At 36.3% G+C, this 26,848-nt stretch carries 27 protein-coding genes; 15 read left to right on the forward strand and 12 right to left on the reverse strand.

Annotated features, from left to right (window positions below; all coding sequences use genetic code 11):
* Positions 1–2 precede the first annotated feature (2 nt).
* The 5 genes from ABYK18_RS10140 to ABYK18_RS10160 are packed head-to-tail and all read left to right on the forward strand — an operon-like array spanning position 3 to position 5,683.
* Entirely contained in the window at positions 3–764 is a 762-nt protein-coding gene (locus ABYK18_RS10140; RefSeq protein WP_373036551.1) for a class I SAM-dependent methyltransferase, read from the forward strand.
* Complete coding sequence (locus tag ABYK18_RS10145; protein ID WP_373036552.1) at positions 761–1,873, forward strand: glycosyltransferase; 1,113 nt, start codon at positions 761–763, stop codon at positions 1,871–1,873. Before ABYK18_RS10140 ends, ABYK18_RS10145 begins: the two co-directional genes overlap by 4 nt.
* On the forward strand, positions 1,866–2,888 hold the full coding sequence (locus ABYK18_RS10150; protein WP_373036553.1) for an NAD-dependent epimerase/dehydratase family protein: 1,023 nt from the start codon (positions 1,866–1,868) through the stop codon (positions 2,886–2,888). Before ABYK18_RS10145 ends, ABYK18_RS10150 begins: the two co-directional genes overlap by 8 nt.
* The gene (asnB, locus tag ABYK18_RS10155; protein ID WP_373036554.1) at positions 2,876–4,627 is read left to right on the forward strand and encodes an asparagine synthase (glutamine-hydrolyzing); all 1,752 of its coding nucleotides are present in this window, start codon (positions 2,876–2,878) and stop codon (positions 4,625–4,627) included. The genes ABYK18_RS10150 and asnB overlap by 13 nt, the downstream gene beginning before the upstream one ends.
* Positions 4,628–5,683 carry a DUF354 domain-containing protein gene (locus tag ABYK18_RS10160; protein WP_373036555.1) on the forward strand — a complete coding sequence of 352 codons (1,056 nt, stop codon included), beginning with the start codon at positions 4,628–4,630 and terminating at the stop codon, positions 5,681–5,683.
* Here the strand turns inward: ABYK18_RS10160 and ABYK18_RS10165 are convergent.
* Entirely contained in the window at positions 5,680–6,234 is a 555-nt protein-coding gene (locus ABYK18_RS10165) for an SIS domain-containing protein (protein WP_373036556.1), read from the reverse strand. The two genes, ABYK18_RS10160 and ABYK18_RS10165, sit on opposite strands and share 4 nt — an antisense overlap.
* A gap of 63 nt (positions 6,235–6,297) precedes the next feature.
* On the opposite strand from ABYK18_RS10165, the gene ABYK18_RS10170 reads away from it, so the two are divergent.
* Genes ABYK18_RS10170 through ABYK18_RS10210 form a run of 9 tightly spaced genes read left to right on the forward strand, consistent with a single transcriptional unit; the run spans position 6,298 to position 14,601 of the window.
* The gene (locus ABYK18_RS10170; protein WP_373036557.1) at positions 6,298–7,701 is read left to right on the forward strand and encodes a hypothetical protein; all 1,404 of its coding nucleotides are present in this window, start codon (positions 6,298–6,300) and stop codon (positions 7,699–7,701) included.
* 3 nt (positions 7,702–7,704) lie between these two features.
* Positions 7,705–8,799 (forward strand): radical SAM/SPASM domain-containing protein, encoded by a 1,095-nt coding sequence (locus tag ABYK18_RS10175; RefSeq protein WP_373036558.1) that lies wholly within the window; start codon positions 7,705–7,707, stop codon positions 8,797–8,799.
* A gap of 9 nt (positions 8,800–8,808) precedes the next feature.
* On the forward strand, positions 8,809–9,606 hold the full coding sequence (locus ABYK18_RS10180; RefSeq protein WP_373036559.1) for a transketolase: 798 nt from the start codon (positions 8,809–8,811) through the stop codon (positions 9,604–9,606).
* Complete coding sequence (locus ABYK18_RS10185) at positions 9,599–10,087, forward strand: transketolase (RefSeq protein ID WP_373036560.1); 489 nt, start codon at positions 9,599–9,601, stop codon at positions 10,085–10,087. The genes ABYK18_RS10180 and ABYK18_RS10185 overlap by 8 nt, the downstream gene beginning before the upstream one ends.
* Positions 10,087–11,076 carry a GDP-mannose 4,6-dehydratase gene (locus tag ABYK18_RS10190; protein WP_373036561.1) on the forward strand — a complete coding sequence of 330 codons (990 nt, stop codon included), beginning with the start codon at positions 10,087–10,089 and terminating at the stop codon, positions 11,074–11,076. Before ABYK18_RS10185 ends, ABYK18_RS10190 begins: the two co-directional genes overlap by 1 nt.
* A gap of 15 nt (positions 11,077–11,091) precedes the next feature.
* Entirely contained in the window at positions 11,092–11,382 is a 291-nt protein-coding gene (locus ABYK18_RS10195) for a hypothetical protein (RefSeq protein ID WP_373036562.1), read from the forward strand.
* Positions 11,360–12,478 carry a radical SAM protein gene (locus ABYK18_RS10200; protein ID WP_373036563.1) on the forward strand — a complete coding sequence of 373 codons (1,119 nt, stop codon included), beginning with the start codon at positions 11,360–11,362 and terminating at the stop codon, positions 12,476–12,478. Before ABYK18_RS10195 ends, ABYK18_RS10200 begins: the two co-directional genes overlap by 23 nt.
* A gap of 8 nt (positions 12,479–12,486) precedes the next feature.
* Positions 12,487–13,899, forward strand: a complete 1,413-nt coding sequence (locus ABYK18_RS10205) for a PfkB family carbohydrate kinase (protein ID WP_373036564.1) — start codon at positions 12,487–12,489, stop codon at positions 13,897–13,899.
* Positions 13,900–14,601, forward strand: a complete 702-nt coding sequence (locus ABYK18_RS10210) for a nucleotidyltransferase family protein (RefSeq protein ID WP_373036565.1) — start codon at positions 13,900–13,902, stop codon at positions 14,599–14,601.
* A gap of 5 nt (positions 14,602–14,606) precedes the next feature.
* On the opposite strand, the gene ABYK18_RS10215 is transcribed toward ABYK18_RS10210, so the two are convergent.
* From ABYK18_RS10215 to ABYK18_RS10260, 10 genes are read right to left on the reverse strand one after another with little or no spacing between them, the layout of a single operon-like run.
* A complete protein-coding gene (locus tag ABYK18_RS10215; protein WP_373036566.1) occupies positions 14,607–15,656 on the reverse strand; it encodes a nucleotidyltransferase family protein in 1,050 nt (349 codons plus the stop codon).
* The gene (gene neuC / locus ABYK18_RS10220; RefSeq protein WP_373036567.1) at positions 15,653–16,822 is read right to left on the reverse strand and encodes a UDP-N-acetylglucosamine 2-epimerase; all 1,170 of its coding nucleotides are present in this window, start codon (positions 16,820–16,822) and stop codon (positions 15,653–15,655) included. The genes ABYK18_RS10215 and neuC overlap by 4 nt, the downstream gene beginning before the upstream one ends.
* Entirely contained in the window at positions 16,819–17,814 is a 996-nt protein-coding gene (gene neuB, locus ABYK18_RS10225) for an N-acetylneuraminate synthase (protein ID WP_373036568.1), read from the reverse strand. The genes neuC and neuB overlap by 4 nt, the downstream gene beginning before the upstream one ends.
* The gene (locus ABYK18_RS10230) at positions 17,811–18,386 is read right to left on the reverse strand and encodes an acetyltransferase (protein ID WP_373036569.1); all 576 of its coding nucleotides are present in this window, start codon (positions 18,384–18,386) and stop codon (positions 17,811–17,813) included. The genes neuB and ABYK18_RS10230 overlap by 4 nt, the downstream gene beginning before the upstream one ends.
* Positions 18,383–19,525: a LegC family aminotransferase gene (locus ABYK18_RS10235; RefSeq protein ID WP_373036570.1), complete on the reverse strand. Its 1,143-nt coding sequence runs from the start codon at positions 19,523–19,525 to the stop codon at positions 18,383–18,385. Before ABYK18_RS10235 ends, ABYK18_RS10230 begins: the two co-directional genes overlap by 4 nt.
* Positions 19,525–20,709 carry a UDP-N-acetylglucosamine 4,6-dehydratase gene (locus ABYK18_RS10240; RefSeq protein ID WP_373036572.1) on the reverse strand — a complete coding sequence of 395 codons (1,185 nt, stop codon included), beginning with the start codon at positions 20,707–20,709 and terminating at the stop codon, positions 19,525–19,527. The genes ABYK18_RS10235 and ABYK18_RS10240 overlap by 1 nt, the downstream gene beginning before the upstream one ends.
* Entirely contained in the window at positions 20,706–21,476 is a 771-nt protein-coding gene (locus ABYK18_RS10245; RefSeq protein ID WP_373036573.1) for an oxidoreductase, read from the reverse strand. Before ABYK18_RS10245 ends, ABYK18_RS10240 begins: the two co-directional genes overlap by 4 nt.
* Positions 21,476–22,768, reverse strand: a complete 1,293-nt coding sequence (locus tag ABYK18_RS10250) for a glutamate-1-semialdehyde 2,1-aminomutase (RefSeq protein ID WP_373036574.1) — start codon at positions 22,766–22,768, stop codon at positions 21,476–21,478. Before ABYK18_RS10250 ends, ABYK18_RS10245 begins: the two co-directional genes overlap by 1 nt.
* Positions 22,752–23,774, reverse strand: coding sequence for a Gfo/Idh/MocA family protein (locus ABYK18_RS10255; RefSeq protein ID WP_373036575.1), 1,023 nt, complete (start codon positions 23,772–23,774; stop codon positions 22,752–22,754). The genes ABYK18_RS10250 and ABYK18_RS10255 overlap by 17 nt, the downstream gene beginning before the upstream one ends.
* 1 nt (position 23,775) lies before the next feature.
* Positions 23,776–24,492, reverse strand: coding sequence for a cytidylyltransferase domain-containing protein (locus tag ABYK18_RS10260; protein ID WP_373036576.1), 717 nt, complete (start codon positions 24,490–24,492; stop codon positions 23,776–23,778).
* Between the two features lie 95 nt (positions 24,493–24,587).
* Here ABYK18_RS10260 and ABYK18_RS10265 point away from each other — a divergent pair, with 95 nt between their 5' ends.
* Positions 24,588–26,588 carry a 6-hydroxymethylpterin diphosphokinase MptE-like protein gene (locus ABYK18_RS10265; RefSeq protein WP_373036577.1) on the forward strand — a complete coding sequence of 667 codons (2,001 nt, stop codon included), beginning with the start codon at positions 24,588–24,590 and terminating at the stop codon, positions 26,586–26,588.
* A 97-nt stretch (positions 26,589–26,685) separates the two neighbouring features.
* On the opposite strand, the gene ABYK18_RS10270 is transcribed toward ABYK18_RS10265, so the two are convergent.
* The coding region (locus ABYK18_RS10270) for a flagellin (RefSeq protein WP_373036580.1) at positions 26,686–26,848 on the reverse strand (163 nt) is incomplete at its 5' end.

The following is a 26,848-nucleotide window of genomic DNA, read 5'->3' on the forward strand; positions in this document are numbered from 1 at the left end:
ATATGACAAAGCTGTTATCTTTTATATCATATAAGATAATCCCATTTTTAACGGGAGAAAGACATGCTCCCGATGTTTACATAACAAATGCCTTTTACTTAAACTGGCGACAACTCTCTAAAAGTATGAAAAATGCACTCCCTTATCTAAAAGGCAATTGCATTGATGTAGGTGCCGGAACTGCCCCTTATCAAGACATGATAAGCAAAAAGGTAGACAGATATACTGTAGCTGATCATACGGATACCAGAGCCTCTATGTTTGCTTTGGCATCCAGTGAGTTTGTTGAAGCAGATGTCCTTGACCTTCCTTTTGAAGATGAGAGTGCCGATACTATTATATTTACTCAGGTCTTAGAACATGTGAGCGATCCTAATCTCGCACTGGATCAAATCACACGTGTTTTAAAAACAGATGGCATTTTGGTTATATCTGTTCCTTTTATATTTCAGGCACATGCTCAGCCTCACGACTACTGGCGTTTTAGCCAACGCGGCATAAAAAAACTGCTCCAAGACAGGAACTATGAAATAAAACTATTTCACTATCAGGGTTATCTAGGTACCGCTCTCATAAATATTCTAAACGGTTTTATATGGGAACTCTCAAGTAAAAATAAACTTATCCGCAACTTTATACTGCTGCCAGTATTGCTGGTTTTATTTAGCATAAATAATATCTTTGGGCTTGTCATGGATTTAATCAAACTCCAGGCATATTCTCCCAATTTTTTTATAGTCGCACAGAAAAAAGAAGCAACATGAAAAAGATTTTGATTCTTACTCAAAACCTTGATACCGGAGGAGTACAAAAAAGTGCTTCTATGTTAGCAAACTCATTATCAAACACTTATGAGTGTACATTGCTTCTTTTTGAGGACAACAAACCCGTGAATTATTATCTGAGTGAAAATATTAAGATAGAAAATATTCCAACGAAAAAGCTTGATATTAACGAGCCTGATGCCGGTATGAAAATTTTTGATTATAGAAAAAAAGAGCTCTCTAAGTTCATACAGAAGATAAAGCCGGATTTGATTTTCAGTTATGAAGATTATCACAATATATTGTCCATCTCAGTCGACTCGGATGCAAAGAGAATAATATCTTGCAGAATCAGCTTGAAAAATGTCTACACCGAATCATCAAAGGTGCATCTGATGAATCCGGAGTTTTATTTTGATAACATCACCAAACTATATAAGAATGCACAAGCTGTTGTCTGCGTGAGTAAGTTCATACAAAAAGAATTGCTGGAGATTTCAAATGAAATCAAAGCAGTTAATCTCTATAACGGCATAGATCAGACAAGGATTTTAGAACTAAGCACTAAAGAACTAAAATATAATTCCGATTACATTCTTCATGTCGGCAGACTTCACCCGCAAAAAGGTCAAAAGGATCTGATCTCGGCATATCACAAGATTCATACCCAGATACCTGAGAATCTGCTTATCATCGGTGACGGTCCTCTTAAAGATGAACTCCAAGAAATGATAAACTTTTATAACCTCTCTCATAGAGTCACGCTTATGGGCAATATACCGGAACCTTACCACTACATGAGCAAGGCAAACTTTTGTGTTACACCGTCATATCAGGAAGGATTTTCAAATACCGTTTTGGAGATGTTGTTTACTTCGGCAGTCATAGCATCCAGATATAGCGGTCATGATGAAATACTCAACGATTATGCCAACCTCTTTGACATAGGAGATGTGGATAAATTATCTGCCTTAATGCTAAAATACTCAAATAATAAAAATGCTTTAAAAGAGTTAAGAAAAATGCAAAAAAATGATGTAGAATCTTTTAGTGTAGAAAAAAGCATGCAAGACTATACACAACTAATCGAGAATATTATAAATGGCTAAAATATTAATTACGGGCATTGCCGGATTTATCGGTTCGGCTTTGGCACAAAGATTAAGCACTACCAAAGATGAGATAGTTGGGATTGACAACCTAAACAGCTATTATGACTTGACTCTTAAAAAAGACCGTATGAAAAATCTTGGCATCGATTTAGAGAGCATCGATGAAGGCAAAACTGTAAAATCTACTGAATACCCTAACTTGTCTTTCATAAAAGCAGACATTACCGACGTCTCAGAGCTAGAGAACATTTTTAAAACATACAACTTCGACTATGTTGTTCACTTAGCAGCCCAAGCGGGAATAAGATACTCTTTTAAGCATCCGGAGACTTATGTCAACGTCAATATCATCGGTACATTTAACGTTTTTGAGTTAAGCAAAAAGTATGATACAAAGCATCTCTTATATGCAAGTTCTTCATCTGTTTACGGAGATACGGATGAAGAGATACTCTCTGTTGACATGAAATGTGACACGCCGCTAAATATGTACGCAGCTTCTAAAAAAAGCAACGAACTGATGGCTCACTCATACGCTTCACTGCATAAGATAAAAGTAACAGGTCTACGTTTTTTTACAGTTTACGGTCCTTGGGGTCGTCCTGATATGGCACCTATGATCTTTGCAGATGCCATCACATCAAACGGCACTATAAATCTTTTTAACCATGGGGACATGTACAGGGATTTTACATATATTGATGATATTGTCGAGGGCATCGTACTTATTCTAAAAAATGAGCCTAAAGACAACTACAATATTTTTAACATCGGAAACTCTGCTCCTGTAAATATGAACGATTTTGTAACCATTATGCAAGAGAAGTTTCAAAAAAAAGCCGATATAAAATACCTGCCGATGCAAAAGGGAGAAGTACATAAAACTTATGCAGATATTTCAAAGATAAAAGAACATTATAACTTTTCTCCAAAAACAAATATCAAAGACGGTATAGAGAAGTTTGTATCTTGGTACAAAGAATATTACGGGATTGACAAGTGTGCGGAATAATAGGCTCTAACCAGACAGATTTCACGCATCAAGATGTTCTTGATTGTATAAAACACAGAGGAGAAGATAATCAAGAGTTTATAATAGACAATGATGTTTTCTTAGGTCATGCAAGACTCAGCATAATAGACTTGGACGAAGAGGCAAACCAGCCGATGGTCTTTGATAATATCGACTTAGTGTTTAACGGTGAGATATACAACTACAAAGAGCTGATTAAAGAGTATGATTTGGCTTGTGTAACTGCAAGTGACAGTGAAGTTTTAATCCGCCTGTACCAAAAGTTCGGCTTTGATTTTTTAAATCTGCTTGAGGGTATGTTTGCTTTTTGCATCTACGACAAAGAAAAAGAGCTCTTCTTTTGTGCAAGAGACCGTTTTGGCAAAAAACCTTTTTATTACTACTGTAAAGATAAAAAGTTTTATTTTGCTTCTGAGATAAAAGCAATACTAAAGATGCTAAAAAAGACACCTGAGCCAAACGAAGAAGCACTGTGGCAATATCTCGCTTTTCAATCACCTCAGGGAGACAACACTTTTTACAGCGGAGTTAAAAAACTCCCTGCTTCATCTTTTTTAATATACCAAAATAACAATATAAAAATTGACACCTACTACTCCCTTGCAGACATAAAAATAACACATAAAGATGAAAAAGAGATTTTAAAAGATGTCGATAGACTCCTAAATGAAGCTGTTGATAAACGTCTTGTCAGTGATGTGGAAGTTGCGACTCTGCTCTCAGGAGGTTTGGACTCCTCTTTTATAACGGCGCTTTATGCAAAAAAATCAAAACATAAAGTACACACTTTCTCCATCGGTTATGATGAGTATAAGCACTATTGCGAACTTGATTTTGCAAGAGAAGCATCCGAGTACATCGGCACTGTCCATCATGAATACCGTATCGGAAAAAAACTTTATTTAGAGACTATAGACAAAGTCTTAGAACAGTTTGATGAACCGATGGCAGACTCCGCATCTATACCGACATATATTTTATCTAAAAAAATCCATGAAGAAGGATTTAAGGTATGTTTGAGCGGTGAAGGCAGTGACGAGAGCTTTTTGGGATATGACAACTATTTTAAGATGCTAAAGTATTATCATATGCAACAACCAAAAGAAGAGCCTTTTAACCTGACTAAAGAGTGGGAGTACAATAAACGCCGTTTAAAAGGTGAACAGGTCTATCAGTCAAGCGGAGAGACATTCAGCTATGCTCAGCTTCAAAGATTATCATCTAAAAGCATCTCCCCTGTTTTACATCCTTATGTTTCACACTATCCTCCTGAGCAATGGCTTACCTATATTGACTTTAGCATCTGGATTGCGGAAGTTCTTATGACTAAAGTAGACCGTATGTCAATGGCGCACTCTTTGGAACTAAGAGCACCTTTTTTAGACCATCATCTTGTTGAATATCTGCTTGGTGTTGAGCCAGACATAAAAATCGGAAATACAAACAAAGCTATCTTAAAAAAGATTGCAAGAAACTATCTTCCTGACTCCATCATAGACAGAAGAAAAAAAGGATTTAGTTCTCCTTTTATAGAGTGGCTCTATGATGCTTATGGAGTAGAGATTTTAAATCTAATGCTTGATGTTAATAAACAATTAGATATATTTAACGATGATTTTCTAATATTTTTATATGAAGAAGGTAAAAATGGCCATTTCAAACAACATATCTACTCCCTCTATATGTTTTGTAAATGGTATAAAAAGGTGTATATGTAGATGATATGGTTTGACTTAGTGACTCCAAAGTCTATTCTTTTTTTTGAGCCCATAATTAAAAAAATGAAAGACAAGAACATAGATGTATTCATTACCACAAGAGGCGGAGAAGGGTATCAAGAGACGGTAGAGTTATTAGATTTATATAATCTCTCGTACACAAACATAGGTAATTTCGGAGGCAGCAGCCTAAAGTCGAAGTTTGAAGCATCTATTGACAGACAGATAAAGTTCATGGAGTTTATAGGAGAGCATCATATAGAAAGACTTGTATGTCTCTCCTCCGTAGATGCATGCAGAGTTGCATTTGGTCTTGGCATACCTATCATAAATTTTTACGACATTCCACTCTCAGACTACACTACAAACTTTACAAGAGCACTTCCACAGGCTAGGCTTACCATACCTCTTGCACATAAAATGTTTAAACCTTTTGTTGTTCCGGACGAAGTCATAGAGAGGTTCGGATTAGATAGTTCACAAATCTATGAATACAACTTTATTGACCCTTTAATCTGGCTGCAAAACTTCAAATATGATTTTGACTATGTAAAAAAAGCGCTGAAAAACTACAATATGGACTATACAAAATCCACGATTGTAATCAGAGAAGAGGAGTATAAATCCTCTTACGTAGATAAAAAATATCCTATTCTTTATGAAGCTATCGATGAAATCCAGAGACTGACTGACTCAAACATTATAATTATTCCACGATATGAGAGTAAATACCTTGAAAAAGAGTTTCCAAAAGCTATAGTTTTAAAAGAAAAAATAGAGATTCAGCATTTGCTTTTCTTTTGTGATCTGTTTATAGGAGGCGGTGGAACCATAAACTCCGAAGCCTGTTTTCTAGGTACGCCTACTATCTCAACCAGAAGCTTTATAAGCCACTATGACAAATATCAGATTGATAACAACCTTATGGTCTGGGTAGATACTAAAGAAGAGTTGATAGAAAAAGCTCGCCTGCTAATCGGAACAAAAATAGATACAAGTCCGATTAAACAGATGGGCATCGATATAGACAATATAATAAAAAATATTTTAGATTAAGCCTTAGAGATATAATAACTGTAAATAATATGGTTTAAAATCATATGCATATCTTCTACGATGCCGTACTCTCCGGCATCTGTGTCTACATGAAAGTTTATATCTGATTGTTTTTTAAGCTTACCGCCGTCGAAACCTGTGATTCCGATGACTTTTGAGCCTATTTTTTTAGCGTATTTTACGGCTTTTGTAATGTTTTTAGAATTTCCGCTGCACGAGATAGCTATGAGGATATCTTCAGGTTTGATTCTGTCTTTTAATTGCATATAAAAAATATTTTTATATCCGATATCATTTGCTAAAGCGCTGCACACCGGTGTGTTATCACTTAGACTCTCAACATCGAAGCTTTTTATGCCTCTTCGTCTAAGTCCTGCACCCAAATCGTTAACCATATGAGATGCCGTTGCGGCACTTCCGCCATTACCGATTATGTAGATTTTACCTTTAGTGTTATCCAAGGCATCGACTATTTTAGAAATAGAGTCCAAGTCACTCTCTTTAAGAGTATCAACCAGTTTAGCAATATATTTTTTTGTAAAAGCTTTCATTCAAACACACTTAAGTTAATTTATAGTATTTTACCCTTTATAACTAAACATAAAGATTAAACTATGATTGAGCCAGACACTTATTTTCTCTCTCCTCAAGAAGCACTTAGAGTTGCCACGCAGCAAAACAGAAGTGACGATCAAGACCATGAATTTTTACAGGTTTGCTACTATAACGGTGAGAAGATAGATTCTGACTTAATCAATCTTGTGCATCTTCCCATCAACTCTCTTGTGGATGATTTAGCCCAGGGAGAGTACAAACTTCCAACTGAAATCGACTTTAACGGACTGGAAGTTTCACAAGAAGAAGTAGATGCAATATCCAAGAATCTTATTACTGCCATAAATCAGGCTCAAGCATACAGAAAAGAGCTAAATGAGATCTATGCAGACAGACTAAGAAATGCAAAGTTGGACTTCTCTGAACCACTCAGGTTTTATCTCTTTGCACATACTTGTACAACCGTTATGCAGCATATATCAAAAAATATTGCCGATGTCTTGAAAAGTATGGGATATGAAGTGATGTTTCATCTTTATCAGGGTGTGGAAGACTACTACAGCTACAAAAAAATGTTTGAATTCAACCCTCATGTTACTATCAACATTAACTTTTTAAGAAACGATTTTTTAAGTGATGATGTTTTTAACTTTGTCTGGGTTCAAGACCCGATGCCATACTTAACCGACGATTCGACAATCACACTTAGAAAAAGAGACTACGTATTTTCTTTAATCAATACACTTGATGATTTACTGGAGAAAAAAGGTGTTGAGTTTCAAAGACAAAGCTTTTGTATCAATGAAGATGTTTACAAACTTGACCATTCCATCAAAAGAGAGAAAAAGATTGTATTTATAGGAAGTTCATATCTGCATCTGATTCCAGAAGATAATGAACAGGTAAATCAAGCGGTAAAATATATGATATCTCTTTTTCATAACGGGGTAAACTTTACCAATGAAAAGATAGAGCAAATCTCAACTACATTTCAAATTGACAAAAATTATCTAACTACAAGGATTATCCCTTTTATCGTAAGGGATATAGGTCTTATAGATCTTTGCCAGATTAAATCAAAATACACCATAGAGATTTACGGCTCCGGTTGGGATAAGTACGAAATTTTAGAGCCATACTACAAAGGGATGCTGACTTACGGTGAAGATATAGCAAAAGTTTACAATAGTGCCACTTTCGCTTTTGCACCTCATCAGCAGTATATACTGCAACAAAGAACACTAGAAGCTGCAGCCTGCGGTGCAATACCTATTGTCTATGATTGTCGAAAATTATCTAATGAAAAATCTTACAGCGAGGCCGTGATTTTCTTTAAAACTTTTGAAGACATAGAAAAAGCGCTTCATAAGAAACCGCCAAAAAAAGATTTTAAACGACTATTGCAAGAAAACAGCTACAAGGCTTTTGTAGATAAAATGCTAAATATAGTAACAGAAGGTTAAAAGATGGCTGACACTTACTCAATTGATAGTCATAAACTACTCTACCATCCTGTGGAAGTTTCAAAATGGTTTGAGTCTAAAGACGATTGGCAAAAACAAAAAGTAATCTATCCTATATATCTGGAGATTACTCCTATCGGTTCATGCAACCACAGATGCACCTTTTGTTCAGTTGACTACATAGGTTACAAAAGTATCAAACAAGATGAAAAAATCTTAGGCGAAAGAATCAGAGAGATGGCATCTCACGGAGTAAAAAGCATCATGTTTGCAGGTGAAGGCGAGCCGACTCTTTATAAACCGCTTCCAAACATCTTAGATATTTGCAGCGAAGTGGGAATTGATACTTCACTAACGACTAATGCGGTAGCTATAAATGAGACAACCGCAAAAAACTACGTAAAAAACTGCAAATGGATTAAAGTCAGCATCAATGCAGGTGACAGAGATACTTACGCAGCTGTTCATCAAACAAAACCAGAAGATTTTGACAAGGTAGTTGAGAACCTCTCAACTGCCGTAAAGATTAAAAAAGAGAACAATTACAGTTGTACCATCGGTGCTCAGATGCTACTGCTTCCAGAAAACAGAGAAAGTGCTGTTTTACTGGCAAAGAAAATGTCTGAAATCGGTGTGGATTATTTAGTCATAAAACCATATACTCAAAGCTTATACGGGACTTCCAGAAAATATGAAGGCTTGAGTTACCAAAGCATGATGAATCTTGAGGAAGAGCTGAAAAAATATGAAACTGAGAACTTTAAAGTGGTATTTAGAGCAAACACTATGAAAAAACTCGAAGAACAGAAACAGCCTTACGAAAAATGTTACGCTACTCCGTATTTTTGGGGTTACATTATGGCTGATGGTTCTCTTTACAGTTGCAGTGCGTTTTTAGGAAACGATAATTTTAGTCTTGGAAATATCAACACCCAAACTTTTAAAGAGATTTGGGAAGGTGACAAAAGAAAACAAAATATTAACTATGTAAAAAATGACTTGGATATTTCAACGTGTAGAAAAAACTGCAGAATGGATGAAGTAAACCGATATTTATGGGCACTGAAACATCCAAATCCTCATGTAAATTTTATATAGGGAATCTAAATGATAAACTCTAAAGATATTAGAAACAAGACTATAAAGCTCTCTTGTGATACTGGTGCCGGGCATCTGGCTCCCTCACTCTCAACAGTAGAGATTTTAACCGTACTCTTTGGCAAATATTTAAAATATACGAAGAACAATCCGCAGGACGATTCCAGAGACAGGTTTATAATGAGTAAAGGGCATGGTGCTTATGCCTATTATATTATTCTCAATGAACTTGGCTTTTTACCGGATTATGAACTTGAAAAATTTAACACGCCTGAAGCTTCTATAAAAGGTTGTCTTACACAAAACAATGACTACATGATAGAAGCATCTACAGGTTCACTTGGTCACGGTCTGCCTATTGCTCTTGGAATGGCACAATCTTTTAAAATTCAAAATAAGCCAAACAAAGTAATCTGTATGCTTGGTGACGGAGAGATGCAAGAGGGAAGCAATATGGAAGCGTTGATGCTTGCATATAGGTTCAAGCTTGATAACCTTATGGTTATTATAGATGCAAACGACCTTCAAGCTATGGGCAGAGTCGATGACGTGGCACTAGATAACAACAGACTCTCAAAAGTTTTAAGTTCTTTCATAGATGATGGTTTTTATGATATTGACGGTCACGACGAAAATCTTATATCTGAATGTTTTGATAAGTTTTATAACTCTGCCAATCAAAACTTCTCTATCATGTTCGCCCGCACCATTAAAGGTAAAGGAATAGATATACTCGAAGGCTCTGAAAAACATCACTTCAGATGCCCTACTCTTGATGGATATGTACTGGAGTTGGATAATGAGTAATTTAGTCTCAAAACAAGATATTATGAAAGAACTTTACACTTATTTCAAAGAAGATGAAACTATGGTACTCTTGGCGGGGGATATGGGCTTTGCAGTATTGGATCAATTTTTTGACAATCATTCAAACAGAGCATTTAACACAGGGATAAATGAACAGGCAACCGTAAGTATGGCGGCAGGTATGTCAATGACAGGCTTAAAACCTATCATATACTCTCAAATACCTTTTATCACAATGAGAGCTTTTGAGCAGCTCAGATATGACGTAAACGAGCATAAACTAAACATAAAAATCGTCGGTGTCGGTGCGGATAACTACTTTTCCATGCTTGGCAGAAGCCATTGTATGGATGATGATGATATCAAGCTCATATCTATCTTGGAAAATATACTTATCGTATCACCCACTAAAGAGAGTGTAAAAGAAGATGTTAAAAAGATGATGGAACATGACGGTCCTGTATATATGAGATCTCTGTAGTGAAGTATTTAGTTTTAGGAAGCAACAGCTTCTCAGGCGCTTCGTTCATTAATTATCTGCTCGACAATGAAGATGATGCAGAAATCTTTGCCATAAGCAGAAGTCCTGAATATAAAGACTCTCTTTTAGCTTACAAGAACAATCCGAAACAAAACAAGGTAAAGTTTTTTCAACTAGACATCAACAATGATTCCCAGAGGGTTGCAGATCTTATTTTTGATAATAAGATAGAGTACATCATAAACTTTGCAGCGCAGGGAATGGTAGCTCAGAGTTGGGATGCACCGCTTGAGTGGTTCAACACGAACACTCTCTCATTAGTTGCACTTTTGGACAAGATATATAAATTTAGCTTCATCAAAAAGTTTGTGCAGGCCTCGACACCTGAAGTATACGGAAACTGCAACAACATAAAAGAGTCGATGACTCTGCTGCCCTCTTCTCCTTACGCGGCTTCAAAAGCGAGTGCGGATTTGATTTTATACAGCTATTTCAAGACACATGGATTTCCTGTTAATTACACAAGAGCCTCAAATGTATATGGAGCATATCAGCAACTTTACAGAATAATCCCAAAAACGATTTTGATGATAAAGAAAAATCAAAAGCTTCAACTCCACGGCGGAGGTAAAGCCATGAGAAGTTTCATTCACATAGATGATGTCTGCAAAGCCACTTTAAAAATCGCAAAAGAAGCTAAAAGCGGTGAGATATACCATCTTAGTGATACTAAAACTATCTCTATATATGATTTGGTTGCTCTGATTTGTAAAAAATTAGGCAAAAATATTTTAGACCAGATAGAGATCACGCAAGATAGAGTCTCACAGGACAGTCTATATCTTATGAACAGTCAAAAACTTTTAAATGAGTTTAATTTAGCTCCACAAATAAAGTTAAGTGACGGAATTGACGATGTAGTGAGATGGATAGAATTAAATTATGAAGATATAAAAGATTCTCCTGATTATTACATACATAAAGTTTAAAAAAGGATACAAAAGGTGACTGAGAGAAAACATTACAGATATGAATCGCCTGCATTAAAGATTTGGAAAAAATTAACTACAGACCAACAGTTTAATGAGGTCAACGAGTTGAGTCAAGTTTTTAAAGACAGACTTGACTTAATAGAAGTACGCGACCAATCTATAAAAGTAGAACTCTCCGTAGAAAAAAGTGAAATATATGATCTTTTAGTAGAGTATGAAACTTATTTACGAGAAAATTTAGACAATATACCCATTATTGTACTCTTACAAGGAAAAACTGATGCCAATAAAAAAAGACAATAAACTTATCCTGGATGCTACAAAAATATACTGGCATCAGGAGAGAATTAAACAGTGGGACAGAGGCGAAAGAATTGTTCCTATAACAATAGATATGGCACTAACAAGAGCTTGCAACTATGGTTGTCATTTTTGCTATGCAAGACTGCAAGAAAATGACAGATTTGATATTACTCAAGATGTCATTGATAACTTTTTAGAAGACTGTGCAGAGATAGGTGTAAAAGCAATCAGCCTTGTAAGTGATGGAGAGAGTACCCTCTCGCCTGTTTATGAACATACAATTATCAAAGGTTCAGAGCTTGGCTTATCAATGGCAGTCGCTACTCACGGGTTTAACACAAGATACGAAGCATTAGAAAGAATCCTTCCTCATCTTACTTATCTTAGAGTAAATATTTCAGCAGGTGAAGCAAAAAGATATGGCGAGATAATGGGAGTTAAAGAAAGCAACTTTCATCAAGTTGTTCAAAATATCAAAGATATGGTAGAGATAAAGAAAAAAAACAATTTAGATGTAACAATCGGTATGCAGATGGTACTGATGCCAGAAGATGCAGACCAAGTTATACCTCTTGCAAAACTTGGCAAAGAAATCAGACCTGACTACTTGGTTGTAAAACACACAAGTGACAGCGAAGACGGAGAGCTTGGTGTTGACTACTCAAAGTACGCAGAACTAACACATATTTTAGAAGAAGCTGAATCTTACAGTGATGATGAATATCAAGTATCTGTTAAGTGGTCTAAGATAAACAGTGAAGGCAAAAGAAGCTATCAGAAATGTTACGGAGCACCGTTTCAACTGCAAATATCTGGTTCCGGTTTAGTGGCTCCATGCGGAATGTTTTTCAATGAAAAATATAGCCGTTTTCATATAGGAAACATCACTCAAACTAGATTTAGAGATATAGTTAAAAGTGACAAGTACTGGGAAGTTATGAATCATATCTCATCTGACAACTTTGATGCTCAGACAATGTGCGGTTCACTCTGCCTGCAACATAAAGTAAACGAGTTTCTTGATGATTATAAAAAGGGTTTACACTCTTTAGAAACTCCAACTGGAGAAAAGCCTCAACATATAAATTTTATATAAGGAAATTTATGAGAAAAGTATTTGTAAGCGGTGATTTTAACATTTTACATCCGGGACACCTCAGACTTTTAAAGTTTGCCAAAGAAAGCGGTGACTATTTGAGTGTAGGTGTAAACAGTGATGATGTTAACAAAAAAGGCATCTCTCAAGATATAAGACTTGAGTCCATACAGGCTACCAGCTATGTAGATGAAGCTTTTATCTTGGACATGCCCGCTTTAGAATACATAAAAAAGCATAAACCGGATATTGTCGTTAAGGGTAAAGAGCACGAAAACAGAGAAAACAGTGAGTTAAAATTTATAAACAGCTATGGAGGAAAACTTCTTTTTACTTCGGGAGAGATAGGATTTTCTTCTATAGACCTCCTAAGAGAGGAGTTTCTCTCCGTAAACTACAAAGTCAAACACAGCAACAAATACCTAAACAGACATGCTTTTAAACCAAATGAGCTCAAAGATATTATTGAGAAGTTTTCCAAGTTAAATGTGTTAGTTATCGGAGACACTATTGTCGATGAGTATATTACCTGCGAACCTCTTGGCATGAGTCAAGAAGACCCGACAATAGTTGTGACTCCCCTGGTAAACAACAAGTTTATAGGCGGAGCTGCCATTGTTGCAAGTCATGCAAAGACGTTGGGTGCAAATGTACATTTTATATCTGTTGCGGGAGATGATGACAACAATAGTTTTGTGCAAAAAGGTTTAAACGACCTTGGCATAGACGTCTCTATCCACACAGACAATACAAGACCGACAACACTAAAACAAAGGTTTCGGGCAAAAGACAAAACCCTTCTGCGTGTAAATCATCTAAAACAACACGGTGTGAGTAAAGATATAGAAAAAGCTATTTTAAAGACTCTCAAAAAAAACATCAACAATATAGACTTGATAATATTTTCAGATTTCAGTTACGGCGTTTTGACGAAAAACATCATTAAGACCATAACAAAACTAGGTCTTGAAAAAAAGATTTTAATGGTAGCAGATTCTCAGAGTTCTTCTCAAGTCGGAGATATATCCAAGTTCAAGAAAATGACACTGCTTACTCCAACTGAGAGAGAAATCAGACTCTCTTTAAATGATTTTGAATCAGGTCTGGTTGTCTTGTCTAAGAAACTTGCAGATATAACAGATGCCAAATATATCTTTACAACTCTCGGTGCCGAGGGCGTTATGATATATAACAACGCTAACAAAGAGATGCTAACAGATAACATAGAATCTTTAGGTGCCATTGTAAAAGATGTCAGCGGTGCAGGTGATTCACTTCTTACCTGCAGTTCCATGGCTTTAGCGGTTGGAGCGAACATCTGGGAGAGTACTTATCTCGGTTCTTTGGCATCTGCCATACAGGTAAGCCGTGTAGGTAATATCCCTATCAAAAAAGATGAAATCTTAAAAGAGCTCCAATAGATGAAAGCCCTGTTGCTTTGTGCCGGATTTGGAGCTAGACTAAGACCTGTCACTTCATTCATTCCAAAGTGTTTGGTACCCATAAACGGCAAACCTCTGCTTGAATACTGGCTTGAAAACTTAACAGAAGCAGGGATTGAAGAGTTTCTTATAAACACCCACTATCTTCATGAACAGGTTGAGGAGTATGTTGAGAATTCAAAATACAGAGATAAAATCACACTTATATATGAAAAAGAACTTTTAAATACCGGAGGAACACTCTTGGCAAACAGAGAGTTTTTTAACGGCGAAACATTTATGCTTGTTCATGCGGACAATCTCTCATTTTGCGATTTTAAAGAGTTTATAGACTCTCATGAAAAAAGAGATCCGATTTGTGAAATAACGATGATGCTCTTTAAGAGTGACAACCCTTCAAGCTGCGGTATAGTAGAGTTAAAAGATAATATTGTAATCGACTTTCATGAAAAAGTAGACAGCCCGCCTTCAGACTTGGCAAACGGTGCGGTATATATCTGTGAAGATTCACTCTTTGAATTTTTAGTTAGTCTGAATAAAAAAGATATTGATTTCAGTAATGATGTACTGCCAAAGTTCATGGGCAGAATAAACACTTATTTAAACGGCATCTACCATAGAGATATCGGGACACTCGAGAGCTACTCCCTGTCCCAAATAGAGATATTAAAACTTCTCTAATTCTTTTAGTTAAATACAGAAGCATACTCAGACTGAGCCTGCTCAAAATCACTAAGCCTTCCGATATCAAGCCAATACTCACTAATAGGAAAAGATAAGACTTTTTCCTCTTTTTCTATCAAAGCATCAAAGAGTGTCGGCATATCATAAAAAGTATCATTTGGAATATTGCTTAAAGTCTGGGGAGACAAGATATATATACCGGCATTTACAAAAAACTTGTGTATAGGTTTTTCAACTATGGAAGTTATCTGTTGGTCATCTACTTCTATGACTCCGTAGGGCACCTGAAAGTCATACTCTCTCACACACATGGTCGCCTTTGAGTTATTAAAAGAGTGAAAATCCAAAAGATGTGAAAAGTTTATGTTTGTAAGTATATCTCCGTTCATAACAAAAAACGGCTCATCCAAATCACACTCAAGCAGACTCAATGCACCTGCCGTTCCCATTCGCTTGTCTTCATGTATATACTCAATGTTTACACCAAACTTGCTTCCATCACCAAAATGCGACTCTATTACTTCCGATTTATAACTGACACTCAGTATTATGTTTGTAAAACCATACTTTTTAAAATTCATTATAATGGTCTCAAGTATAGGTTTATTGCCGATTTTAAGCATCGGTTTTGGTGTTTTTTCCGTTAGCGGTCTAAGTCTCGTTCCAAGACCTCCTACCATTAAGATGACTTTGTTTTTCTTAATGGTAGGTTTTAAAAGCTCATCTACTTCTTCTATACCGACTATCTTTCCATCATTATCTACAATGGGGACTTGGTATAGTTTTTTCTCTACTGCGATTTCAAGAATTTTCTCTTTTGTATCTTCTATATGACATACGGTAGGAGTTCTAAATATAAGACTCTCAATAGTATCGCTAAGCTCTAAATCGCCTAAAAGCCCTCTTCTGATATCTCCGTCGGTAAGTGTACCCAAAAGTGTTCCATCATCGTTTATGACTACTGCAATACTCATAGCTCCGTTGTCAATAACTCTATATGCTTCTTTTATAGTAGAGTTTTCTTTGAGTGCTATATTTTTATAGTTTTTCATTTACAATCCTTGTCATAAAATACTTTTTTTATTATCGAATTCAAAGAAGCGGTTTTAATGATTTCCTTAATCTTTTGACCCGCTCCACCTTCACCGTAAGGGTTTATAACACCTAACAATCTCTTTTTAAACTCATCGGTGTACAGCTTCTCAAAAGCATCTGTGATTGACCCTGTATCCGGTGAACAGTTTATTACACTATCGGCCATTATGCGACCTTTTTGTCTGTCCCCGATGTTAATGGTTCCTATCTTAAAAGAAGGAGCTTCAAGAAGACCGCTTGAACTGTTACCGACAACTGCATCTACATACTGCAATGCACTCAGATATCTGAGCTGTCCCAAAGAGGCAAAGCACACGGATTTGTCACTGTTATTTTGAACATAAGCATTTATCATTCTATTTATAACTCTGCCGTCTGTGTCGCTGTTTGCCTTTGTGAAGATTATCTTTGTGTCTTCTAGTTTATCTATGGCATCAAGAAAATTTTGAAACTGCTCAGATGCCGTTTTTACTTCAAGTGTCACGGGATGAAAAGTAACTAATATATTTTTTGCGCCAAGTTTGAACTCAATTGATTTTTCAAACTCCTCTTTACTTAGGAGTTTTAATTTTTTAATATTGTCTATTCCCAGTCCTCCGACGTTAAAGACTCTCTGTGGCTGTTCGCCAAGCTGAATGACTCTGTTTTTATATTCCTCTGTTGCAGTAAAATGCAAATGGCTCATCTTGGTAATGCTATGTCTGATTGCCTCATCAAAGGCACCCTCGGTAGTCTCACCGCCGTGAAGATGGGCTATAGGGAGTCTCTCTATCATTGCAGCCGTTGCAGCACTTAGCATCTCATATCTATCACCGAGGATTACGACTATATCCGGTTTTAGATTTTCATAGACTTCCGCAAAACCGACCTGTGCAAGAGCCATAGATTTGGATATTCCTACAGGAGTATCATCAAAAAGTAGGATCTCTATCTTTTTATCAATCTTAAACTCTTTTTCTATCTCTTTATATGTCAGTCCAAATTCAGAGCTTAAATGCATACCCGTTACTACAAGTTGAAGCTGCAGCTCTTTATCTTCTTCTATCTCTTTTATAAGCCAATAAAGAAGCCCGTAATCAGCTCTTGTTCCCGAGACTACGCATATCTTTCTAGGACTTGTCATATCAGTTCATCTTCTTTGTAATTTTTGCTTGCAACAGTTCCAACAACTTCATCCCATCTCATAGGGCTTATTCCGTTACCGGGTCTTTTTACTGAGAGATTATCTTGCGTTAAAAGCTCACCTTTTGCAATTTTCTTAGATGCTACTATAGATTTTCTTGCTACCTCCATATTTGGAATCTCACTTTTGCTTGGTTTTTTTATATCGTCTCCAAGGGCAAGTTCAATGTTTCGAATTGCTTTTACCATAGCATTTAACTCACTAGGTTCTAGAGATGCTTTATGATCAGGTCCTTCCATATTCTTATCCAAAGTGAAATGTTTTTCTATAACAGACGCACCCATGGCTACGGCTGCAATATCAACCTCTATGCCCAAAGTATGATCGCTGTATCCAAAAGCAACGTCAAAAGAATCTCCGATGCTAAGCATGGCTCTTAAGTTTACATCTTCCATAGGTGTCGGATACATAGTATTTGCATGAACTACGGTAATCTTATCTTTGTTAGTTCCTGCACCTACCAAGACATCTAAAGCATCTTTTATTTCACTCATATCAGACATACCAGTCGATAAAATGATTTGTTTGTTCAAAGCACCGATCTTTCTAAGATATGGCAGGTTGGTAATCTCTCCGCTTGGGATTTTAAATATCTCCAATCCCAAGCCACTCAATAAATCAACACTCTCAAGATCAAAAGGAGTCGAGAGGAACATTATCTCTTTTGCCTTGCAGTAATCTATAAGTTCACGATGAGTATCAGCGTCAAGTTCAAGTTTTTTTATCATCTCAAACTGAGACTCTTGTGCGTTTGTAGTCTCTTTTTGATAAGCGGCTTTTTTAGCATCTTTTGAGACTAGATTTTGAGTTTTAAATGTCTGAAACTTTACTGCATCTGCTCCAGATTCACTTGCTGCATCTATGAGTTTTTTAGCAAGTTCTATAGAGCCGTTATGATTAACGCCTGCTTCTGCAATTATAAAGACACTCATTTTTGCAAATCCCCTGCTTTAATAAATCCGCCGATCTTTATGTACTCTTTTGTCGTCACGTTACTGCCCACAAAGCTGTTTTTTCTCACTACGACACCGCCGTTTATGACTGCTGATGTTGATATATGGCAAAAATCTTCCACAACCGCATCGTGCTCGATCAAGGCTTTTGTGTTTATGATACAGTTTTGCCCGACATAGGCATCTGCGTTTATGAGAGCGTGATGCATGATAACCGTACCTTCTCCTATTTTAGAGTGTTTGGATACATAAGACAGCGGCGATTTAATAACAGGGAGTCTATAACCTATCTCTTTTAATATATGAAATAGTTTTACTCTAATCTCATTTGTTTTAATCTGTCCGATTGTTATTATTGCGCAGTTGTAAATCTCAAACAACTCCTCTAAATCATCATCACAGCCTATGATTTCATAACCGAGTACAAATTGTCCTACAAGCTCTTTTTTGTCTATGATTCCTGCAATCTCATACTTGTTTTCCTGCTCGATTACATCTATAACAGATTTACAATGACCGCCGCCGCCGATTAAGAGTATTTTTTCTTTCATGATATCACACTGCTTGAAATATTTACAACCCTTTGTTTTAAATATTTTGAATTTTTTAAATCACTGCACTGACAATCTTTAAACATCTCAAGCTCGCTCATAAGCTTCCAGACAGGTCTTGTCATAACACCGTTGCTGTTTGTAAAATCCAAAAACTCGTCTCTTGCCTTTGCATCTTTTAACATGATAGCCTGCAGCCAGTAGCTTGACTTGGCATCTGTCGGCTCTTTTATAAACTTTATCTCGCTGTTTGTTTTAAAATACTCTTCATACCTGGATGCCAACTCTCTTTTTGATTTTAAAAAGTCATCTAACTGTTCAAGCTGTGCGACAAGCAAAGCGGCATTTAGATTTGGCATCCTGTAGTTGTATGCTATTTCGTCATGCACATACTCCCACTTGTGAGGAATTTTAGCAGTAGTTGTGAGATGCTTTGCTCTTTTTGCCAACTCTTCATCATCAGTAACTATAACTCCGCCGCCACCCGAAGTAATGATTTTATTTCCGTTAAAACTAAATGCTCCAAGCTTTGCGAATGTTCCCGTGTGTCTGCCTTTATAATAACTTCCTAAACTCTCTGCGGCATCTTCTACTAAGTTTATCTGCCATTTGTCACATATGGTTTTTATCTCATCAATCTTGCAGCTGTGCCCGAAAGTGTGCATTGGCACACAAGCCCTTATAATCTTTTTACTTGTTTTATTGATGCATTTGTTGTCTATTAGCTCACAATTATTTTCCAAAAACTCTTGCAGTGATGCAGGACTCATACCCATGGTATCCAAATCAACATCTACAAAAACAGGTTTTGCGTCCAAATAACTTATAGCGTTGCATGTAGCTACAAAGGTTAGTGCCTGAGTGATGACTTCATCATCTCTTTGTACTCCTGCAAGAATGAGTGCAATATGCAAAGCAGAAGTGCCGTTTACAGTAGCCACTGCATATTTGGCACCGACTTTTTTTGCAAACTGCTCTTCAAAAGCATCTACGTATTTACCGACACTTGAGACAAAAGTAGAATCTATACATTCGTTTAAATATTTTTTTTCATTGCCCCTGAATCTAGGTTCGTGAAGAGGAATAAACTCTTTAGTAGCATAAATATTTTGGATAAACTCTACTATATCTTTATACATCACATTTTTCCGTCAAGATATTTTCCCGTCTCTTTATGTCCAAAGTCGGGTATCATTTTAAAGAACTCTTCTACTATATCTTCTTTCGTCCATGATAGATGCATTTTGAGTCTCTTTATATTCTTCTCAAACGAATCAAGCAAAGCGTTGTTAAAATCAGCATCATTTTTTATGATACCGATATTTTCAAATCTATCCATATCAAGAGTCTCTGCATCCGTAAAGAACTCTTCAAAATCTTTTTCACCCGTCGTGTCGCTTGACGTAAAAAGACAAGGCCATTTTCCCTGTGCAGGCAAAGTTTTTATAAGTTCTCTTGCCTCATCTTCATCTTTGCACAGATATGGTTCGTAAGCAAGTCCCTCAAGATACTTTACTGCAATATCTGCAAAAGATATCAGATGCAGATCTTCACTGAGTTTTGGAAAAAATATATCTCTGTTTTGTCCGAAGATGCAAGACATAAGACATAACTCACCTGATTCTTGCGGAGTTACAAAGTATCTTTTTATGTCATTTGGTGCTACTATGGGCTGTTGCTTTTCGATGCGTTTATTGAAGCCGTGAAGAAGCGAACCGTCTGAAAAGGCCACATTTGCAAATCTTGCCATTGACACTTCCATGTCATTTGAATTTCTATGAACAAACATTTCCATAATTCTTTTGGAAGCACCCATCATATTTATGGGATTTGCAGCTTTGTCTGTACTTACACAAAAATATTTCTTAGTTTTTTTCTCAATTGATTGTTTTATTGTTTTATCTGTATTGAAAATATTTACGTCAATCATGCGCATCAGAGTGTACGGGTCTTCTTCGCTTCTTACATGCTTCAGAGCCGATAGGTTTAAGACATAATCATATTTTCCGTCGTTTCTTATAAAAGCATCGTACTCCACACTTCCAACATCAAGAGCAAACGTCCTGAAATCACCTTCAATGTAACCAAACGAACTTCGAATATCACGAACAAGCTCTACCATGTTGTTTTCACTTATGTCTACGGCGTGAAGTTTTTTTGGATTACGCTTGAATATCTCTTTTGTAACGGCTTGACCGATTGAACCCGCTGCTCCTATGACTAAAAAAGATGACTTTGCGATTATATTTTGAAGTTCATCGGCATTATCCGTAATGTCGCTTTTAAAAAGCTCCTTTTCTCTGCCTATCAAGTTCAATATCATAGCGTGAATCCGTCATCGACAACAATATTCTGACCGTTTACAAACTTGCTCATATCACTGAGCAGATAGACCAATGTACCGTTTATGTCACTGTTATCAAGCATACCTTTACTCAGACTCTCTTGTTTATATGCATCTAAAAAAGCCTTAGGCTGATTATCTAAAATACCGCCCGGGCTTATGGCATTTACTCTGATGTTTAGTCCTTTGAAGTACTTTGCCATATATTTGGTTAAGTGAATAAGTCCCGATTTTATAGCGGCATACTCTACGGGCATTGTCATCGGTGTATTGTCATACACCTCAAACTTCGGAGCGATTACACCGTAGATAGACGAGATGTTTATAATGTTTCCATAACCTTGATTTTTAAAGTACTCGGCAAAATGTTTTGAAGCATTAAAATAGCCTCCAAGATTTAACCCGGTATTTTCTACAAAATCTTCATACTCGACATCAAAAAAATGCTTTCCGTAGTTTTTGTTTCTGGGATAGGCATTATTTACGAGAGCATCTACTCTTTTATATTTTTCATCCAAGTAATTTATTGCACTCTTTATAGACTCTTTTGATGTAATGTCCATCTGAACAAAATCAATATTTTTGCTTTGAAGTTCAATAGAGAGTTTCTCTTTGGCATCTTCTCCTATCTTGGCATCAATATCTGCTATGACAGCTAGACCGCCGTTTTGAACCACTGCCTTTACAAACTCTTTTCCCAAAAATCCGGCCCCGCCGGTTATGACTACGACTCTATTTTCTAGCATCAGTTATACTTTCTAAATACGGGTTTTATGATATCACCGACAAGATATTTTTCATACCCTTCATCAACCGCTTTTTTATATACTTCAAATGTTTTCTCTAAAGCCTTCTTGGTGATTTCCAGCTCTTTGTCGCCGTGTGCATAACTTATCGCTATCCAAGGCATGAGTACGCCGTTTTTTATCATCTCCTGAGAAAAGAGTGTTCTTAGCCCCAAAGAGTTTTCTCCGTTTTTGTCAAAAGTCAGATAGTAGGGACTGCACTCCACTCCGCCTGCAACAAAGTTTTTCTCGATGCCAAACTCTTTGGCACTTTGATTCATCATCTCTATAAGTTTTTTACCGTAATCCCAAATATGCTCGATTACGCTGTTTTTTTGTATAAATTTTATAGATTCTACAAATGCTCCAAGACCGTTCATCTCGGCACCGTGAGTTGTTGAGAGAAGAAAAAGTCTCTCTTGCCCCTCTTTTTCTATGGAGCCAAGCTCCATGATCTCTCTTTTTCCTGCAATGGCCGCTACTGAAAAACCGTTTGCCATAGCCTTTCCAAAGGTACATAGGTCCGATTCTATCTTGTAGTAGTTCTGCGCGCCTTTTAAATCCCATCTAAAGCCCGTGATCATCTCATCCAAGACAAAGACTGCCCCGTTTTTTTTACAGACTTCTTTAACCTTATGTAAAAAATTATCCTTTGGATGTTCTGTTGCAGAGGGTTCTAAAATGACACAGGCAATCTCATCCGGAAAATCTTCAAATAATTTTTCTAACGATGCTATGTCATTGTAGTGAAATGTTTTTGTGCTGTTTAAATCTTCTTGCGGGATACCTCTGGTTATGGGAGTTGAACTAATAAACCAGTCATCATAGCTGAAAAAAGGGTGTTCCTGACATCTTGCAACAATATCTCTTCCTGTATATGCACGACTCAATTTTACGGCTGCCGTTGTCGCAGTTGAGCCGTTTTTAGTAAACTTTACCATATCTACACTATCTATAAGACTTATCAGCAACTCAGCAGCTTCAAGCTCTATCATACTAGCTCTTGTTAGATTATTGCCAAATTCCATCTGCTCAAATGCGGCTTTGTTTATATCTTCGTTCGCATACCCTAAATTGACTGCGCGAAGAGCCATACCGTAGTCAAGAAACTCATTTTCACTCTCGTCATAGATATATGCACCTTTCCCTCTTTTTAGGATTTGAGGAGCATTTGACGGATACTGGTCATACCCTCTGCTGTAAGTATGTGCTCCGCCCGGAATGGCTTTTAACAACCTATCTTGATAAGTCATCTCTTCCCTCGCTTATTTCTTCTAACTCATATAGGGTAGATAATATTTTGTAATCGTCTTCGAGAGTGTTTGGCAGATTAAAGATTTCTCCGCTTTTAGCCGCTTTGGCACTGCTGATAAAATCTCGAACTTCGTTTATGTACGGTTCTTCAGGATTTATATATCCCTCTTCAACCGTACCTTGGTCAAAATTCACCGTCTCCCACTCCTCCATTTTTGTATTTATATATTTCAAAATGTTTGTATCACCGCTAAAGACTATTTCACCCTCCGAGCCGATCACTCTGAAATCTCTGGTCGCCTTTGGTCGTGAAATAACTTCAACTGTCAAATTACCTATTACATTGTCTGGATATTCAAGTATACAGTGATATATATCGTCTATTTCGGCCGATATGTTAGTCAGTTTTCTTCTTACGCAAGCCAGAGCCTTGGAATCTCCAAATATATCATTAAGCCATGTTAGTTCAAAAGGTACTATCTCCCTTGCACCGCCGGTGTCCGGATTGGAAACATAAAAATCTCCTATATCCTCCCACGGATGCCAATCCGGCAGATACTGTCCGGTATGATAGTTGTAATTTAGCACTTTTCCTATTATTCCAGCACCAATCAACTCTTTGATTTTTTTAGGTGCGGGATAATATCTCATAGTCGATGATGGAATAACAACAAGTTCTTTACCCTCTACGATGCGTGAGAGCTCAAGTATTTTTTGGGAGTCCACGACAGAAGCCTCTATAAAACAGCTCATACCGACTTCCACAACCTTGTAAGCGTATTCCATATGCAGATTCGGCGGAGTTGAGATTAAAACTGCATCTGGTTTATGCTGTGTCATTGCCGTAGTAAAATCATCATATATCTCTATATTATACTTTTTGGACTCTTCTCTTCTTGCTTCTTGTATATCGAACCCTGCTATGCTGTCTTGGTAACCTAGAGCAATAAGATTTCTCACTCTTCTTTTTCCCATAGAGCCTAAGCCGATAACTAAAAATCTCATGCTAAATTTTCCATTCATATTTCATTATGTTCTCAATCGCTAAAAAATCATACATATCGTCAATCTCATAACATTGATATCTTTTTATCTCATAAAAAGTATTTCTCTTTGTGTAGAAAGTCTTTTCTTTTATCAATGAGTCAGTCTTGACTATATAAGCAACCCCGTAAGGAAAATAAGCTGCAACATTATCTTGTCTGCGTGACTTCATCTCTAACTCTTTACAATAACCCTCTAAAGAGTCATTATTTACGATTCTTTGCATGATGGAAGGATGCTCATGCACCTCTCCGACGCTGACTATCGAATCATACTTATCACTTTGAGAGATCAGCTTCTCAAGCATATTATCAATATCGTCATTTTCTCTTAAAGGCGAAGTCGGTTCAAGTAAGACTATGTAGTCAAACTCCGTATTGTTTTGGCTTTTGTAAAAATCGATTGTATGTTTAACCGCATCAAAAGTCGTAGCCGTATCACTTGCCAAATCATGCGGTCTTAAAAATGGTACATTTGCAGAATACTCTCTTGATATGGCTGCAATCTCTTGGCTGTCAGTCGTCACCATAACTTCATCAATATATTTACTTTTCAATCCTGATTCAATGCTCCAGGCAATAAGAGGTTTTGAACATAATTCTTTGATATTTTTACCACTTAAGCCCTTACTGCCGCCTCTAGCAGGAATTATCGCTAAAACTTTTTTGTCATCATACATTTAGAGAACCTAATTTATAAATATAATCAATTTTATCTGTTTAAATATAAAAAGTATATTATTTGATATACTTTTACAAATACAAAGGAATTTTAGTGCAAAGTGTAGAAGATAAAGCAATTTTAACTTACCAAGAAAATATGAAATTTTTTGAAGAAAAGCATACACGTTTACACGGAATGCTTGTGGCATTAGAGACTCTCTTAAGTGAAGGGAAATATCCTCAAAAGTATGAGCTTGAATATAAAAACGGCTACTTCGATGTTTTGGAATTGTCGTCTCAAACATATCTTTACAATCAGGATTCAAAAAAATATTCAGATAAATTAGTAGATGAGATATCATTTAAAAAAAATGACCAGGTCTTTGAGAGCTTTTATAATTTCAACTATAATTCTGAAGCTGTCGATCTGCTAAAAAATGCAGATGCTTATTTCCCACATGCAACTACAGCGGCAATTACAAGTTACCACCAAAAAAACATAGATACTTCTATGAATATGATTAAAGTATATAAGTTTATTTTTATCGGCGTAGGGCTAGGTTTACATATTAAACATATCATAAAAAAAATAGACGCGCAAGTCATTTTGATCACAGATAGCGATATAGAGTTATTTAGACTTTCCATGTTTACTTGCAACTATAAAGAAGCCATTGGAAATAAAACCGCTTTTTTCTCAATTGCACAAAACCCTTTAGAATTTGCAGCAACTTTTCAAAGTTTTTTTGAAGTTGCAATAATCCGTAACCACTATCTGAAATTTTCTCTCTTTTCTTCAAAAGACCAAGGAACGATAAAAGAGATACAAAAATCAATCCTTACCCGTCCTGAAAAATGTTATTCACACTCAAGACTTCTTGAAAAGAGTAAAAACCTCATTAACAGACTCAATAAAGATTATAAATTTTTAAACCTGCAAAAAAAAGTTTCTGAGACTTTTTTTGATGATAAACCTATTTTAGTCTTAGGTGCAGGACCGTCACTTCATGCCGAAGTAGAGTGGCTTAAAAACAACTATAAAGACTTTATAATCGTAGCTCCCCTTGCTGCTGTTCAAGTACTTTACAAGCTAGACATTTCTCCTGACATTGTTGTACATATTGATGAAAACGTGCCGCTTGCCAAAAGAGAATTAGACTCGTTTGATGACAAAAGTTTCTTTAATAAGAGTGTATTTATTTTTACTGCATCTGTTGCAGAAATATTTTTCGATACATTTGAAAAAGAACAGATATATCTTTTAGAAGACCGTACATCATATAAACTTAACCACTGTTTCATAGATGCGGCAAGTGTCGGTGAAGCTTGTTATGGCATCGCTTTATCTTTTACAAACAAAGATGTTTATCTGCTTGGTTTGGATTTGGCACTTGGAGATGACGGCTCATCACACGCCAAGGATCACTCAGATTATGTTAGCATAGACACATCATCGGTAGATCAGGTCTCTGAAAGTGAAACCTTGGATAGAGCTGTTACTGAAATTAAAGGTAACTTTAGAAGCAAGGTAAAAACTATCCCCCTGCTGGCTATGTCTATTCCTGTTGTCAACATTCATACACAAAACCTTAAATCTGAAAATCAAAAAATCTATAACCTTAGTGATGGTGCTTTTTTTGAAAACACCATACCTACTCACTCTGCTGACATTCACCTTGGACATCCTATAGACAGAAGCGATTTTAAAAATCAACTAATTTCACTCTTTGACAAATATTCATCGATGAGTCTATCCGAAGAAGAAACAAAAGAACTGATAGCAAAAAAAGGAAGACTCACACATTACCATGACTCACTAACTGCTTTTAAAGAAAGCAGTTCAGCTAATGAAGAGCTGTTAATGCAAAATTATGTGAAACTACTCGACTCAATGGTAAATTACCATCAAGATGAACTGCATCAAATAATGATAAATTATCTTTTAAACACTACTACTTATGTATCTGATCTTTTTAATACAAGAGAATTAAAAAACAAAAAGACTCATGTTAAAAAAATTAAGAAAATTATCATTACATTGATGGAAAAAGTTATAAAAGCATATGAGTTGGAGATATCTAAGATAGTAGATGAAATACAACATGCCGAATAAGGCATGTTGTTAGTGCGCGTGACTATTGTAGTAGTTTAAGCACGTTTTCTAAAGAAACATTCATCGCAACGCTAAAGCATTGCTTTAGCAACTTTTACTACTGTAAAAGTTTCAGAACGTTTTGTTGAACAGCATTAGCCTGACTCATCGCATAAGAACCAGACTGAGCCAAAATATTTAATTTGGCAAAGTTTGCACTCTCTGCAGCGAAGTCAACATCTCTAATTTGAGATTCTGCCGCTTGAACGTTAACCTGAGTA

The sequence above is a fragment of the Sulfurimonas sp. genome (genome assembly GCF_041563495.1).
Lineage (GTDB): Bacteria > Campylobacterota > Campylobacteria > Campylobacterales > Sulfurimonadaceae > Sulfurimonas.